This window comes from Alteromonas sp. ALT199 (assembly GCF_018619335.1).
GTDB lineage: Bacteria > Pseudomonadota > Gammaproteobacteria > Enterobacterales > Alteromonadaceae > Alteromonas.
Genome location: NZ_JAHHDX010000105.1, coordinates 27135 through 43209 on the forward strand (window position 1 = coordinate 27135; position 16075 = coordinate 43209).

A 16075-nucleotide genomic window follows, 5' to 3' on the forward strand; every position below is an offset into this window, starting at 1 on the left:
CGCCCCCCGTTAAACCAGAGAGATACTAAATTCGTACGTATAAGGCGTTTCTAGTTGATGAGTTTCCCTTTCAAGTTTGCAATTATAGTGGGCTGCAGCGGCATCCATTAAGCCCTCAGCTAAAGGGTATAGTTCTCTTTCAGAGTAATACTGTAAACGCATAGTGTTGTCTGTGCGAGATAGCACTTTAAAACGAGGAAGGTCTGCGTCGGGATAGAGCTTTTTTACTTGGACATGTATGTCGCCGTCCAGGTGTTCAAGCATGTTTAGCATACCGTCGGTGTTGGCCAGTACATCTCCGTGCACTGCACCTAACTTACCAAACAAATAAAAACCAAAATCATACAAGAGTTCATTAGCAGATTTACCCGTTCTCTCCACCAGCACACCTACTAGGCGTTGCATTTGTTCAAACGGGTAATAGCCCACAGCAGTATAAGCACCGTCGTTTTCTAACCCAGCTTCTATGATGACATCATCAGCGAACTCAGGGGAAACTTTCTCCTCGAGCATATCGATAAATGATGTAAAAACTATGCCTAACATGTAAATTCCTCTTATATTCCCTAATTGAGTGTAGTTCACCTAAGCATAAGAACAACTTAAACTTTATGACAAATCTTCTGGTGTTTCATCCTTGCTTGACTGCACAACTTCAACGGTATCAACTCGTTGGAGCCCGCGCGGCAATTTATTCCCTCTTCGTCCCCTTTCGCCCTGATAATGCGTTAGATCTTCAGCAGTCAGTGTCATATTACGTTTCCCCGCGCCAACCTTGATGGCGGCGCCATCTGGCACAACCGCAAGTACTTTCACAAACTCTTCACGGGACTGTGATTTCGCTGAAGGAATATTGATGAGCTTGTTTCCCTTCCCTTTGCCTAAACTTGGCAAGTCGCGAAGCGGAAACATGAGCATGCGCCCTTCGTTTGAAATGCTTAAGCACCAGTCAGAATCTGGGCTTGTAACAGGCGTGGGCTTCATTACCTTTGCCGCAGTAGGTAATGATAAATATGCTTTGCCCGCCTTATTTTTGCTTACCATGTCTTTAAACGTGCCTACAAAGCCATAGCCCGCATCAGAGCCTACCAAGAACTTACTTTCATCTTGCGCCATAATGACGTGCTGGAATGATTCTCCACCAACAATACTAAAACGCCCGGTCAGGGGTTCGCCCTGACTTCGTGCAGAAGGAAGCCCGTGAGCGTCGCAAGAGAAGGTCCGCCCTGAACTATCCATAAATACGGCTGGTTGATTACTTTTGCCTTCGGCGCTAGACAAGTAAGCATCTCCTGCTTTATAGCTTAAGCCCTCAGCATCAATATCGTGACCTTTTGCACAGCGTGCCCAGCCTTTTTCTGACAGAACTACTGTCACAGATTCAGCAGGTACTAGTTCTTTTTCAGACAGAGCTTTGGCTTCACCACGCTCTACGATAGGCGAGCGTCTGTCGTCGCCATATTTTTCAGCATCAGCAAGAATTTCTTTTTTGATTAGGGTTTTAAGGCGGCGGTCTGAACCTAATAGTTGCTGTAGCTTGTCGCGTTCTGCGGCAAGCTCATCCTGCTCACCTTTAATTTTCATTTCTTCTAATTTAGCTAAGTGACGAAGCTTCAGTTCAAGAATGGCTTCGGCTTGCTTATCACTTAACCCAAAACGCGCCATAAGCTCTGGCTTAGGTTTGTCATAGGTACGAATGATCTCGATAACTTCATCGATGTTCAAAAACGCAATTAACAAGCCTTCTAAAATATGCAGGCGTGCTAGTACTTTATCTAAACGATACTGTAACCGACGCGTTACTGTGTCTTTTCGATACTGTAACCATTCAGACAATATGGTGCGCAAGTCTTTAACCTGTGGACGACCGTCTAGGCCTATCATGTTCAGGTTGACCCGATAATTTTTCTCAAGATCAGTCGTTGCAAACAAATGCTGCATTAATTGGGTAACATCAATGCGATTTGAACGCGGAGTGATAACCAAACGAGTTGGATTTTCATGATCCGATTCATCACGAAGATCGCTTACCATTGGTAGCTTCTTCGCCTGCATTTGCGCGGCAATTTGCTCTAAAATCTTTGCACCAGACGCTTGATGAGGTAATGCAGTAATGACAACATCACCGTTTTCCTCACCATACACTGCACGCATTTTTATTGAGCCACGCCCGGTCTCATAGAGCTTTTGAATATCGACCTTTGGCGTAATAATTTCAGCTTCAGTTGGATAGTCTGGTCCGTTTACATGCTCTAGAACGTCACTAAGCTCAGCTTTGCTGTTGTCGAGCAACATGGCACATGCGTTGGCTAATTCACGAACATTGTGAGGTGGGATGTCGGTGGCCATACCTACTGCGATACCAGTCACCCCATTAAGTAAAATGTGAGGTAAGCGCGCAGGTAGATTACTAGGCTCTTCTAACGTACCGTCAAAATTGGGGACCCAATCTACAGTGCCTTGACCAAGTTCATTCAGCAGCACCTCTGAAAAGCGCGAGAGCTTAGCCTCGGTATACCGCATGGCGGCAAACGATTTGGGATCATCCGGCGCTCCCCAGTTTCCCTGCCCGTCAACCAAAGGGTAACGGTAAGAAAAAGGCTGCGCCATAAGCACCATAGCTTCATAACAGGCGGAGTCACCATGAGGGTGAAACTTACCTAATACATCACCTACAGTTCTTGCGGATTTTTTATACTTTGCGTTTGCGCTCAAGCCTAAATCTGACATTGCATAAATAATGCGTCGCTGTACCGGCTTTAAACCATCGGAAATATGTGGCAGGGCACGGTCCATGATGACGTACATGGAATAGTTTAGATAAGCGTCTTCGGTGAAACGTCGAAGAGGAAGTTGCTCTACCCCATCGCGATTAATGATGATCTCGTCACTCATGATAGTTTTTTCGTTTTGTTATTAATACCAATGCGCTCGTGATAGCAAGGCCGCAGTTAGTTATATTGACGCGCACTACTTGTTGAATGCACGCGAGCGATAAGACTATTGTGGGGTAAACCGCATTTGTGTGCAATCCTTGAAAACAATTGTCAGCACTTTTGATTATATTAAGGCCCAGATGACCTTGGCTGTCCATCAAAGAGCGACCCTGCTATAGCCTTATAAGGTGTGAAGCGTTTCTTTTGTCATTCTGTAAATAGAGTGTTTAAATAGAGTAGGGCGAATTTTACCTTTTTATGTTCACCCTCAATATAATAAAACCCTTATTTAAACGGTAATTAAAGTACAGATTAATATGGCAATCTTTCGCGTATTCTCTTTCCTGTTTGTTCTGTTCGGTAGCTTCTTGCCCACCCATGCCCATGCGCAACATATTGAGCAGCTTTTCGAAGAACAAAAAACGCTAGATTTATCAGACTCTTTGTACTTTTTATTAGAAACCGATTACCAACTTACCATTGGTGATGTATCAAGACGGCGTAATGATTTTCTTATGCACCCTCATAGTAACCCGAACTTTGGGTTTCGCAATAATGGGATGTGGTTGTTAACGTCAGTAACCAATGTTTCAAACAATAAAAACTGGGTGTTTTCAATAAATTTTAGCCAGCTAGATAGCGTTGACTTCTACTTGGTACAAAATGGCAAGGTTATTAGTCAAAGCCATCAAGGCAAGGCGCAGAAAGAACAACGTTTTCGTGTACCTTCCTTTCGCGTTGAACTCCCTAACAGCGACCCCGTTGATCTTTTCATCCGTATTGAAAGTCACTCTTCCAGTCTAATTGCTCCCCTTCGAGTACAGGCAGAACCTCTACATAGTACTTATTTCCAAATGGATAGTTTACTGTGGGGCTTTTTTTACGGCGGCTTACTCATACTTGCTATTTACAATTTGGCACTGTTTTTTGGTGTTAGAGAAAAGAGCCTGATTGCTTATGTAGGATATATATTAGCGGTAATTTTGTGGCAGTTTGTATGGGGCGGTCATACACATCTTTTATTCTCTCAGGGCATCCCCTCGTGGCTGGTTGGTCATTCGGAATTAATATTCGTCATTATTGGCATTAGTTCTGGCTTGTTTACCATGACGTTTTTAGAAACCGAAGAGCACTCGCCCACAGCCCACCCTATTATCAACTTACTATTGGTGTGCCAAGCATTAACTGGGCTGATGTGCTTTGTCGATCTTTTACCGTCCATATGGAAGAATAACCTTGTATATGGCGTTGGACTGGTAGCGATATTAAGCTATATCTACGCAGGGTTTGAGGCCTTTCTCAATAGATTCAAACCTGCGCGCTATTTTATCTTTGCTTGGAGCATGCTTGCCACCGGCGCTATTGTAGGGATGTTAAGCCTTATTGGTGTGCTGCCCTCAAACGATTTTACTACCTACTGTTTTCAAGTTGGCGTATTCCTTGAGGCTGGTTTCTTCTCTTTTGCGCTTATGGAAAAGAGCAGAAGTCAGCTTGAAAGTGATGTGGAACAGGCCACTAACGACTTACGCAACAATGTTGAGCTTATTGAAGAGCAAAATGCACGCTTAGATATAGCACGTAAAGATGCTATTAAAGCCAGTAACGTGAAGTCTCAGTTCCTTGCGAATATGAGCCATGAGATTCGAACGCCGCTTAATGCAATATTGGGCTTCAGCAAAGAACTCAACAACGCGCCGTTGCCTACAGACCAACAGGAACAGGTACGAATAGTCAATACTGCAGCTGAGAACCTGCTCACTATAGTGAACGACGTACTAGACTTTTCAAAGATTGAAGCAGGCAAACTTCAGATAAACAACCAACCGTTTTCACCGAATAAATTGCTCGAAGAGATGGTCACTATCATGGCTAAATCTTCTCACAGCAAACGGCTCGAGTTTGTTTTTGACTTAAATCCCTTACCTGAAAAACTTATCGGCGATGTATTCCGCATTAAGCAAGTGCTAAATAACTTACTCAGTAACGCGCTTAAGTTCACCTCAAGTGGAACCATTACATTCTCAGTAAGGGGGCGCTCGCTTCCTCACGGTATTCACGAGTTAAATATTACCGTTGAGGACACAGGAATTGGAATTAGTAGGCAAGACAGAAAAAAGCTTTTCAATGCTTTTTCACAGGTAGATGATGCACTTAATCGCAACTATCAAGGTACAGGGTTGGGACTTGTTATTAGCAGAGAGTTAGTTCGCCTCATGAACGGGGATCTTACGCTTAAGAGTGTGCTCGGTCAGGGGTCTACATTTAACGTTTCCCTTCGTATGAATCAGCTAAGTCAGAAGTATTCTCTAGCAAGCAGTAATGATTGGAACGGAAAAAGCGTTGTTATTTTCGATCCCATTCCAGCAACACGTCGCTCAAGCGCTAATATGTTGTCTATTTTAGGCGCGAATATTACCTCAGTGGAGTCCTTAGATTATTTGGCTACGCTAAGTGGTCAGTATGACTTCTTTATGGCAACGGTACCGGTAAGTAAAATGGGATTGCGTGATACTTACCTGAGCCAGTTTGTACAATTCCCTGCCCAAAAGCGTATTCTTTGGTATTCCGGCCCCGAGCCGTTTGCTCAGTATCCTAGTTTATCGCAACATTTCCATTCACAGATACGTATGCCGATTACGTTGACCAAGTTAGACAGCTTGGTAAATCAACATGCAACGCCTGCGAAAAAGCTATGCATGAAAAGATTAGCAACCTGCCTAATGTGAAAATATTAGCTGTTGATGATATGGAAATGAACCTTAAGCTTCTGCATACTTGGCTCGACCAATCACCTGTAGAGCTCATCACCACTATCAGCGGGCAAGATGCGGTAAACCAGTGTCAGACACAAGAATTCGATCTAATTTTAATGGACGTTCAGATGCCGGGGATGGATGGAATTCAAGCCACCAGAGAGATTCGTAAGTCTCCCATAAACATGGGAACGCCTATCATCGCTGTCACCGCTCACGCTTTCAAAGAAGAGCAAGAGCGATTACTCGCTTCAGGCATGGACGACTACCTTCCAAAACCCATTGAGGTAGAGCTATTAATTAACCTGATTAAGTTGTGGTGCCATAGTATTGAGCCAGGAGAAATTGAAATCCCCTCGGTTGATTGGCAGCTCGCTCTAAAACGAGCTAATCAAAATCAAGATACAGCTAAAGAAATGTTAGAAGGCTTTATAGAGCTGCTGCCAGAAACCATTCATACACTATCAACGCTTTTGGAAAAACAAAATTACAACGAGCTAAAAAACGAGGTACATAAGTTACATGGCGCGTGTTGTTATACAGGCCTACCACGCATGCAGCATCTGGCGCATGAAACTGAAAGCGCTCTCAAACTCGGCCAACACAAACTTGTGAATGAGCACTTACCTGCACTTATTGCGGAAGCCGAGAAAGTGTTACGGGAGAGTAAACCCAGCGTATAACGAATTATTGGCCGCGCATGTAGCACTGGTTATTGCGTGGCATTCTCCTCGTGAAAAGATTGCCGTGTTTGCTGGCACTCGGCAATTAACCTAGCAAATTCGCTGGCGTCCCTATCTAGCTCTGAACTTGCTATAAAAATATCAAAACCGAGCCGTTTTCGTAGCTCTACCATGCGGTGAGCTAACATGGCTTTTATTCCTTTAATAATGGTACCGTCTTCCATAACATATTGCTTATCATCGAACATTGATTGCTCGTAGCAGCTTCCCGACGCGCAGCCTTCATCTGTATTTTGCATTAGCAGAGGTCGCTGCTCCATCAGTAAATGTGTAGCAAGCCTAGGTGATATGGTATTTAAAAAGTCAGTGTAACTTTTAATTTTAAAACCTATGGTTTCTAGGGGAACGTGTTCTAAACCATGGCGCACACGTGGGCAATCTGCACGCTGTAAGTTGTCCCAATGAATTCGCCAGCTGCCAAGACGATGGCGATAGGTAATATAGTCTTTTGCTATTTCCAAGCTGTAGTCTGGCTCGCGTACTTTAAAATAACCAACTAACAAACATACCAGTGCAGCGCTTGTTAGGAATATACCTGCTAAAAACAACCAATCTGGTAAAAAAGCCAGCCACAAGGCTGCGACAAATAGCCCGACACAGCCCAATACTAGGCTAGTAATGCCATTGCTTTTCGACGCTGCTCGGATAAAGATAGATTCAACACTAGTGCCAGACATACAAGTACACCACCAACATGATTACGGCCCAAACGATATAAAGTCTAACGCGTTTACATTTTACGCAGTCAGTTTGCCACCAGCGTAATATTGGATTTGATTTTCGCATACGCTGATAACCCCTCTTATACGCTCATTAGAAAGGGATAGTTTAACCGTAAAATTAAGCTAATGTGTGGTTTCTGTAACGATATCGTTGAAATGTCGCCACTATAGTTGGGGTGAATACTAAAGACAAGATAACCGAGAAACCTACACCACCTGCAAGCACAACAGCCAGTGGCGGCCAGAAACTCCCTTCACTGAATAATAGCAGCGGAATTAAACCACCTACCGTCGTAAACGTTGTCGAAAGTATATGACGGCTACAGCTCATGGTTTCTTCAACAATAGCCTTGGTATCACCTTGTTTTGCTTTTGGATTAGCATTGATTGCGGCAATGACCACTATCGAGCCGTTAATCGCAACACCGATAAGTCCTGCACAACCAAGCAATGGATTAAACCCTACTGGCAAACCAGAAATCCATAAACTAAACATTCCTAGCCCTACCGAGAGTATGGCGACAAGAGCAATTACGCCTGCCATACGCAGGCTTGTAAACGTTAGAATCAATGTTGTTATCATCAGTACCAATAAAACAGGGGCATAAGTGGCAAGCTTACCTAATGCTTGCTGCTGTTCATCAGCATCGCCAGCCAAATGGATCCTATAGCCCTCCGGCAACACTAATCGGCTTTCAAGCAAATCTCTTAACTGGTTACTGGCATCAATCGGAGGAACCCCAGGAAGTAAAAATGCTTGTATACGGTTAAGCCTTTCTCCGTCCACACGAGTAATGCTGCTGGTTGCAGGCTGTAGCGTTAAATTGGTTACTGCAGCCAGTGGTGACCACGAAATAGCATTATCACCAGCTACAGGAATAGGCATTGCATCGACACCCGTTACATTTTGTCTGTACGCTTCTTCCAGTCTTACTCTAACCGGAATTTCTTCAGTACTTTCCAGTACCGAGCCACCCGTAATACCCGAGAAGTTAATCTGCATTTGATTGGCAAGCTCAAAAAGCGTTAAGCCGAGGTAGGATAGGCTATCGCTGTCTGCATTTATTTTAAGCTCGGGCTCGCCCATAGAAATACTAGTGATGGACTGAGATATGCCGTCAACTTGTGACATCAACATACGTACCTTGTCGCCCAAGTCGTTCAGTACATTAAGATCCGGCCCGAAGATTTCTACCTCGACTGGCGCGGCAATAGGCGGGCCTTGCCCGAAAGCTCGCACTACAATTTGTACCTCTGGGTATTCGTTATCGAGCGAATGCTGCAACTTACCTACCAGCGCTGCGGCGTCTTCTACCGTTTGGGTCGACACGACGGCATTCGCAAAGTAAGGCATGTTGTCACGGGTCATCATCTGGTTGTAGTACACCGACGGCGCAGAGCCTCCCACCAACCAACTAACTTGCTTCACGCCTTGCGCGCTGCGAATAGCAGCATCAATTTTTTTTACGTAGTTAGTGGTGTTATCAATACTGCTACCCTCTTTCGTCCACAGATAAACTTCAAACTGATCTCTATCTGCACTTGGAAAAAACACGCTAGCGAGAGTTGAAGAGAGCACAAAGCCCGACAAGCACAGCAAGGCCACAACCGGTAGCACTAGAATGGGTTGTTTTATCCAGCGCCCCAACTGCTTCTTGAAGGCTAAACTCAACTGCGGCGCTTGAAGCCCTACCTTCCACCACGTATTAGATACGGTTTCGCCTTGCGAAGCATTGTCGTGCTTTGGTAAAAATCGTGCGGCTAGTGCGGCGATAATAGTCAGTGAAATAAACAGAGAGCCAATGAGCGCCATGACCACGCTTATCGCTATTGGTCCTACAAAATCACCTATATTTCCATCAAGAAGAAAGATAGGCATAAAGCCGAGAATGGTAGTAAGTGTTGAAGCTAAAAGTGGCGCAAATAAGTGAGAAACACTTTTTGCCATGGCGCCCACCCGCGTTAGGTTAGGGTCTTGTAAGTTAATGCGTATTTCGTCGGTAATTACAATGGCGTTATCAATCAGCAGGCCAATGGCGATGATCATGCCAAAAATTGACATTTGGTGTATTTGCTCATTGTAAAAACTTAACGAAAACAGAGCAAAAGCAGCGCACAATGGAAGTGCTAAGCCAACAATCCACGCTGCGCGAAACCCCATGAAAAGTAGAATGACCATCATAACAACGGCACACCCCATCAACAAATTCATCGATAAGTCGGCAAGGCGAGTAGCGGTGTATTCGTTTTGCTCAAATGCCACAGTAGCGGTTAGGGTTCCGCTGAAATCTTTATTAAATTGCTCTACCACTGCTAAAGCACTTTCGGTCCACACGTCAGAGCGCAGTGAAGGCTGCATGCGGGCTGCTACAAAAATGGACTCTTCACCATTTAAAAGGGCTATCTCGCCCCGAGGTGTAGTGTAGCTGCGCTCAATCGAGGCGACATCTTCTACTCGCAAATAGCGCCCTTGCTCATTGACAAGGGGAATTGAGGCTATCATGTTTACACCATTTAAGCCCTCCCCCACTGTAAAACGTAAGTTACTTTGTTCGGTGTTCAACATACCAGCTGGCAGTTTGGGGTCAGCACGACTAATTCCATTACTGACTTGCTGTAGTGTTAGACCGGTAGCGGCAAGTTTTATAGGGTCTATGTTTACACTAATTTCTTCCTGCGGTGCGCCATATACACGCACTAACTCAGTGCCGTTAACATTGCGAAGACGGTCGGTAAGTTCTTGGGCTAATCGTGCAGTAAGCGTAATAGGAGTATTTTCAAAATGATCGGCACGAACAGAAAGCAACAAGGTAAAAGCAGTTGCACCGCGTTTTTCGTCAAATATTGGTGCCATAGCGCCTTCTGGGAATGACTCAGCGGCAGCACCTATTGCATCGCGAATTTCACTAAACAGCTGTTCATTACTGGTGTTATCAATCCAGTCCTGCGTCTCAATCAAAATAATAGAAATACCAGCGCGAGAAGTCGATTTCACTTCCTTAATTTCAAATATTTCTCGCAACCTGTCTTCAAGTACGTCACTGACTAGTGCTTCAACGCGCTCGGCAGATGCACCAGGATACTGGGTAATGATCAGTGCGTTTCGTGTGTCAATTCGAGGGTCTTCTATTCGCGGCAATGAGCCTAAAGCTGATAACCCCGCAGTAATCAAAATCAACAAACTTAAAACCAGCAAATGACCGCGTCGATAAAAGAGGGTGTACCACGGGTAGGATTTATCGGTGTCGAAATTGAATGACTTCATTAATACGCCCCAGCTTGGTGTTGACTGGGTAGGGCTACCATTTGCCCCGGCGCTAATTTATGGGTGCCTTCGCTAACGTAAATATCTCCATTTTTGAGCGCGCCGCGAACAAACGCTTTGTTTCCATCAGTGTAAACTACTTCTACAACACGCGCTTCTAAGGAGGCGTTTGACTCACTGGATAATACAAAAACACGCCATAAGCCTCTAAGTCCATTACTTAGTGCGTTTACCGGCAGCCAAGCCCCTGTTTCAAAGTGAGAGCGGAAAGCAGACAATATCGCCATATCACCAGGACGGACCCGTTCGTTACTATTAAGAGTGACAAGAATATCTACTGTTCGTGTTTGTACATTACGTATGGGAAGGCGCTGCGACACTGTACCTGCCACGTCCATATCTCCTACACGCACAAGTACGGGTTCATTTACGTCGAATTGCTCTACAACGTCAGCGGGCACAGCAAAGCGAGCTTGATAGTTGTCGATACTCGTAATACCAAACACAGGGCTTCCTGCGCTAACCACGCTACCTTCATCAAAAAACCGGCGATTTACAACGCCATCAAAAGGCGAAATTAGCGTCGTTTTTTCCAGCTCTACTTTTAGAGATTCGAGGGCTGCCTGCATTTCACTAACTTGAGCTTTAGCTACATTTAAGCTCGCTTTTGCTTCATCTAATCGTTGCGCCGACTCTAACTTTCTTTCTACCAATGAAGTGGTTCTATCACTGTTGACCTTGGCAAGAGCTAGGTCCGCATTTGCCCGTTCTATCGCCGCTTGAAGTTCTCGCTTTCTGGCATTTAGGCGTTGAATATCTTGCTGCGCTAGAATGTCGCCTTTACTCACCACATCGCCTTCTTCAACAAGTACTCGCGTAACTTGGCCTGCTACATCAAAAGAAACAGACGTTGCTTTGGGAGATTCAACTAACCCAAACACGTTAATAGGCGTTTCAAAGCCAGACTGAATCGCTACCGTGCCTGTCGAAACCGCTACAGGCAATCTTGCCTCAGGCGTTTGGGTCGCGTTGCCAAAACCAGCAGTCATTAAAAGAATCACCAATGCTGCTGTAAAAACGGCAATCGAAATTATTAACGTGAATTTGCCACTTTTCGTCGGTGTATTTACAGCAGTCATAACAGTTCCTTTAACCAATTTTGCGAGCGCTTTCGGCTATATTTGCATACTTATTGTGCTATGCTAGTATATAAATACTAGACCGTCCAGTTTGATATTTAATATTCTGTAGTAAAGTGAGAACATACGTGGCTACAACAAGAAAGCAAGGTCGTCCAAAGAGTGAAGAGAAATACTACCTTGTATTGCATGCAGCATCCCGCTTATTTCTTAAGGAAGGGTTTGCCAATACGTCAATGGACACAGTGGCAAAAGCTTCCGGGGTGTCTAAACAAACCGTTTACTCTCATTTCGAAAACAAAGATGCCTTATTTAAAGCGGCAATCTCCTCGAAATGCAGGTCATATCAACTCGATACTCAGCAACTTATTGACGCCACGTCAGGCTCTCTCTCATTGTTTGAATGCTTACAAAAAGTAGGCTGTCAGTTTGTTCGCCTATTACAAGACCCTGACGCTATTGCCATATATCGCGTAATTATAGCTGAAGCGGTAAATAGCCCACATGTGGCTACACTGTTTTATCAAGCAGGCCCTGAAGCATCACTCGCTACGCTAAGCGATGTTATTGAAAAATTTGGGCAAGGCAGTTTAAACGCAGATGTTGCTCAGCAACTGGCCGTGGATTTTTGCGCGTTGCTTAAAGGCGAATACCACACCATGATGCTTTGCGGCATACAATCCCCGCTGAAAGACGAAGAGATCACAGCGCACGTAAATAGCGCCGCTGAAAAAATTCTACTGCTTTTCACTCACTATACTCAGCAACACAGCTAAGCGGTGTTTGCTGTAAATTAAAGATACTTTTCAACATAGCGCAAATACCATTTCAATAATTCGTCAATCATAGAAAAACGTAAGGCGAGATTTGAATTGCCCTAATGACTTAATAACAGCGGTATTATAAACTAGCGGCGTTTTCGTTGATGATTGAGAAGCGCATGTCTGACTTTACCGGTAACCATATTCTTTCGGTTAATCAATTCGATCGCGAGGCCATTGAGAAAGTTTTCTCAGTCGCCAATTCCATGAAGCCTTATGCTAAGCGGCAAAAGCGCACAACCGTACTAGACGGCGCTATTCTCGGAAATCTTTTCTTCGAACCAAGTACGCGTACTCGCGTGAGCTTTGGTACCGCTTTTAATCTTTTAGGCGGTGAAGTAAGAGAAACTACGGGCATGTCGAGCTCTGCACTCGCTAAAGGCGAGTCGCTTTATGACACAGCTCGGGTATTAAGCGGCTACTCAGACATTATTGCTATGCGACACCCTGCCGCAGGCTCTGTTGCCGAGTTCTCTGAAGGAAGCCGTGTTCCTGTAATTAATGGGGGCGACGGCGCAAACGAACATCCTACTCAAGCACTGTTAGACCTTTTCACTATTAAGCGTGAGCTTGAATATAACGGTCACAACATTGACGGTTTGCACATAGCGATGATTGGCGATTTACGTTACGGGCGAACCGTGCATTCTTTATCACGCTTGCTGTGTTTGTTTAAAAATATTCGCTTTACGTTAATATCGCCAAAAGAATTGGCCATGCCTCAACCAGTTATTGACGCTATTGAGAACGCAGGACACCAGCTTACTATCACAGAAACTCTCGAAGGAAGTATGGATGCGGATATATGCTATCAAACACGCATTCAAGAAGAGCGCTTCCCTTCTCAAGAAGAAGCGAACAAATACCGAGGTAAGTTCCGCCTAAATCAGTCGATTTATACGAAACACTTTCAGTCGAAGACCGTTATTATGCATCCACTTCCCCGTGATTCTCGTATGGAAGCCAACGAACTAGATAACGATCTAAACCTTAATCCAAACTTAGCTATCTTCAGGCAAACCGACAACGGTGTGCTCGTAAGAATGGCCTTGTTTGCGCTTACTCTTGGTGTGGAGAACCTTCTCACCAAGTACGAGCGCGACGTAGTTTGGTACAGCAACAAGAGTAAGTAATTACATGCAAAAATCTGAAGCCCTATTTACCCGCGCCCAGAAAACCATTCCCGGTGGCGTAAACTCACCTGTTCGCGCTTTTAAAGCAGTGGGCGGCACACCCCGCTTTATTACCAAAGCTGATGGTGCTTATATGTGGGACGCGGACGGTAAACAATACATTGACTATATCCAGTCTTGGGGGCCGATGGTATTAGGTCACAACAATGCGAAAATTCGCGAAGCAGTGATTGAGGCATCACATAGCGGTCTTTCTTTCGGAGCGCCTACCGAAGCCGAAGTGATCATGGCAGAACTTGTTAGCGAACTGGTTCCGTCGATGGAAATGGTGCGCATGGTGAACTCTGGCACAGAAGCCACCATGTCGGCCATTCGTTTAGCACGCGGCTACACAAGCCGAAACAAAATCGTTAAGTTCGAGGGTTGTTACCACGGGCACGCTGACTCACTGTTAGTGAAAGCAGGCTCTGGCGCGTTAACCCTTGGTGTACCAAGCTCTCCTGGTGTACCAGCAAACGTTGCTGAACACACGCTTACAGTGGAATACAACAACCTCGATAGCGTAAAAGAAATTTTTGAAGCTCATGGTGACGATATCGCGTGTATCATTGTTGAGCCAGTAGCAGGGAACATGAACTGCATCCCGCCTGTAGAGGGCTTTCTTGAGGGGCTTCGTGCAATCTGCGATGAGTACGCCAGTGTACTTATATTTGACGAGGTAATGACTGGTTTCCGCGTATCTCGTGGCGGTGCTCAGGAACGCTATAATATCAAACCTGACTTAACCTGCTTAGGTAAAGTTATTGGCGGCGGTATGCCCGTGGGCTGTTTTGGAGGACGTCGTGATATTATTACTCATATAGCGCCAACAGGCCCTGTGTATCAAGCAGGCACTTTATCAGGAAACCCTGTGGCCATGGCGGCAGGCCTTGCAGCATTAACCCAAATTAAACAGCCTGATCTCTACGATTCTATCTTTGAGAATACACAAATGTTAGTTGATGGGTTCCAAGCTCTGGCAGACAAACACAATATTAGTCTAACTACTAATATTGCAGGCAGCATGTTTGGGATATTCTTTACTGACGTAGAGAAAGTTACTAACTATAAGCAGGCGATTAACTGCAATACAGAACAATTCAATAGGTTTTATCACGGTATGTTAGAGCAAGGTGTTTATTTAGCCCCCGCATCCTATGAAGCAGGTTTTGTCTCTAAAGCACACGATGTTGATGTCATTGAAAAAACACTGGCAGCAGCAGATAAAGTGTTCTCAAATTTGTAAATTAATTGCCTCTTAATCGTTTATTCAAGCTCGGCGCTAGCATATTTTGTAAATGTAATTAAAAGTAATATGTTAACGCCGAATTCTCCTTTATACTTTCTTGGTAGCTCAATTTTTATTCTCTTTTTACTGTTTTTCGTTGAGATTTTAAAAGGTTTGGTTAGCAATGGATTGGCAAAAAACTGCGCTTCTCGCTCTTATTGTTTATAGCGTTGTTATCAGCGTTCTTTATGTCAGACGTAGCAGACGCTTTAAGTATCGTCTAAAAAAAGCGCTTACTCGCAACACTGGTAGGCATGCCGCCACACTTCAGGCCGCAGATGAAGCTAAATTTCAAGCAGCAGCCGATGAAGCCTTAAAACTTACGCAAACCTTTCAAAAATTTGTCCCTAGGCAATTCGTTGAACATATGGCAACCACCGATGTCGAGTCACTTGAGCTTGGTTATGCAGCTGAAAATGATGTCGCTATTATGTTTTGTGATATTCGTGGGTTTGCTGGTTTCTCCGAGCGCATCACTCCTCAGGAATTAATGAATTTTCTTAATTCATACTTCACACGTATGAACGACCCCATTCACCAAAATCGTGGTTTTATTGACAAATTTATGGGCGACGGCATTATGGCGCTGTTCGACCACCAAGGAGGCACTCCTCAACAAAAAGCACTAGATGCAATTCAAGCAGCACTGGATTTACGTAAAGCACTTACTGTTTACAATGGGCATAGAAAAAACTGCGATTACGAACCTATCAACATGGGAATAGGCATTCATTTTGGCCCCGTCATTATGGGAACGGTGGGCTCGGAAGATAGAATGGATACCACAGTAATTGGTGACAGCGTAAATATCGCATCACGTTTAGAAGCGCTAACACCAAAGTATCAAGCCGACATCATAGTTAGTGCTCAAGTGCTTCAAATTATAGGCCCTGGATACCCTGTTCATACACGTTTGCTAGATTGGGTAAGGGTAAAGGGGCGTAAAACGCCAATCGAAATATATGAAGTATTAAGCCATCTTCCAGAAGAAGAACGGGAAAGAAAACTGAGTATACAAACTAAAATAGCCGCAGGGGTAGCGTGTAGAATTAATCAACAGTGGGATGAGGCCATTGCTTTTTTTGAAACTGCACTTGCTATGAACCCTGATGACTCACTGGCCCACCACCATCTTGATGTATGCCGAGTTTATAGGAATTTAGACCTTGCAGTTGATTGGGACGGCGCGCTTGTTCTCTAACAATCTATCGGCATTAGTTGCCAGTGACACCACTT

Annotated in this window: 9 protein-coding genes and 1 pseudogene; 5 read left to right on the top strand and 5 right to left on the bottom strand. The window is 44.6% G+C overall.

Translation table 11 applies throughout. From position 1 onward, the window contains the following. Positions 1 to 9: 9 nt before the first annotated feature. Positions 10 to 546, bottom strand: coding sequence for a heme NO-binding domain-containing protein (locus KL866_RS11590; RefSeq protein WP_025256816.1), 537 nt, complete (start codon positions 544 to 546; stop codon positions 10 to 12). A 63-nt stretch (positions 547 to 609) separates the two neighbouring features. Next, positions 610 to 2895, bottom strand: coding sequence for a DNA topoisomerase IV subunit A (parC, locus tag KL866_RS11595; RefSeq protein ID WP_025256817.1), 2286 nt, complete (start codon positions 2893 to 2895; stop codon positions 610 to 612). Between the two features lie 358 nt (positions 2896 to 3253). Between parC and KL866_RS11600 the strand changes: the two are divergent. Continuing rightward, positions 3254 to 6372: pseudogene (locus KL866_RS11600) on the top strand (7TM diverse intracellular signaling domain-containing protein). A 29-nt stretch (positions 6373 to 6401) separates the two neighbouring features. On the opposite strand, the gene KL866_RS11605 reads toward KL866_RS11600, so the two are convergent. From KL866_RS11605 to KL866_RS11615, 3 genes are all read right to left on the bottom strand, one after another. Further along, positions 6402 to 7109 carry a DUF2982 domain-containing protein gene (locus KL866_RS11605; protein ID WP_025256819.1) on the bottom strand — a complete coding sequence of 236 codons (708 nt, stop codon included), beginning with the start codon at positions 7107 to 7109 and terminating at the stop codon, positions 6402 to 6404. A gap of 163 nt (positions 7110 to 7272) precedes the next feature. Continuing rightward, entirely contained in the window at positions 7273 to 10419 is a 3147-nt protein-coding gene (locus tag KL866_RS11610; protein ID WP_214995149.1) for an efflux RND transporter permease subunit, read from the bottom strand. After that, positions 10419 to 11558, bottom strand: a complete 1140-nt coding sequence (locus KL866_RS11615; RefSeq protein ID WP_214995151.1) for an efflux RND transporter periplasmic adaptor subunit — start codon at positions 11556 to 11558, stop codon at positions 10419 to 10421. Before KL866_RS11615 ends, KL866_RS11610 begins: the two co-directional genes overlap by 1 nt. Before the next feature lie 128 nt (positions 11559 to 11686). Here KL866_RS11615 and KL866_RS11620 point away from each other — a divergent pair, with 128 nt between their 5' ends. From KL866_RS11620 to KL866_RS11635, 4 genes are all read left to right on the top strand, one after another. After that, entirely contained in the window at positions 11687 to 12334 is a 648-nt protein-coding gene (locus tag KL866_RS11620) for a TetR/AcrR family transcriptional regulator (RefSeq protein ID WP_214995152.1), read from the top strand. A 164-nt stretch (positions 12335 to 12498) separates the two neighbouring features. Beyond that, entirely contained in the window at positions 12499 to 13512 is a 1014-nt protein-coding gene (locus KL866_RS11625; RefSeq protein ID WP_214995179.1) for an aspartate carbamoyltransferase, read from the top strand. A 4-nt stretch (positions 13513 to 13516) separates the two neighbouring features. After that, positions 13517 to 14797 (top strand): glutamate-1-semialdehyde 2,1-aminomutase, encoded by a 1281-nt coding sequence (gene hemL / locus KL866_RS11630; RefSeq protein ID WP_025256824.1) that lies wholly within the window; start codon positions 13517 to 13519, stop codon positions 14795 to 14797. Positions 14798 to 14963: 166 nt separating this feature from the next. After that, positions 14964 to 16040, top strand: a complete 1077-nt coding sequence (locus tag KL866_RS11635) for an adenylate/guanylate cyclase domain-containing protein (RefSeq protein ID WP_025256825.1) — start codon at positions 14964 to 14966, stop codon at positions 16038 to 16040. Positions 16041 to 16075: the final 35 nt, after the last annotated feature.

What these genes read in the sequence shown, in the direction of transcription:
- KL866_RS11590 (WP_025256816.1), bottom strand. Translation starts at nt 546, where the DNA reads ATGTTAGGCATAGTTTTTACATCATTTATCGATATGCTCGAGGAGAAA.
- parC (WP_025256817.1), bottom strand. Translation starts at nt 2,895, where the DNA reads ATGAGTGACGAGATCATCATTAATCGCGATGGGGTAGAGCAACTTCCT.
- KL866_RS11605 (WP_025256819.1), bottom strand. Translation starts at nt 7,109, where the DNA reads ATGTCTGGCACTAGTGTTGAATCTATCTTTATCCGAGCAGCGTCGAAA.
- KL866_RS11610 (WP_214995149.1), bottom strand. Translation starts at nt 10,419, where the DNA reads ATGAAGTCATTCAATTTCGACACCGATAAATCCTACCCGTGGTACACC.
- KL866_RS11615 (WP_214995151.1), bottom strand. Translation starts at nt 11,558, where the DNA reads ATGACTGCTGTAAATACACCGACGAAAAGTGGCAAATTCACGTTAATA.
- KL866_RS11625 (WP_214995179.1), top strand. Translation starts at nt 12,499, where the DNA reads ATGTCTGACTTTACCGGTAACCATATTCTTTCGGTTAATCAATTCGAT.
- hemL (WP_025256824.1), top strand. Translation starts at nt 13,517, where the DNA reads ATGCAAAAATCTGAAGCCCTATTTACCCGCGCCCAGAAAACCATTCCC.
- KL866_RS11635 (WP_025256825.1), top strand. Translation starts at nt 14,964, where the DNA reads ATGGATTGGCAAAAAACTGCGCTTCTCGCTCTTATTGTTTATAGCGTT.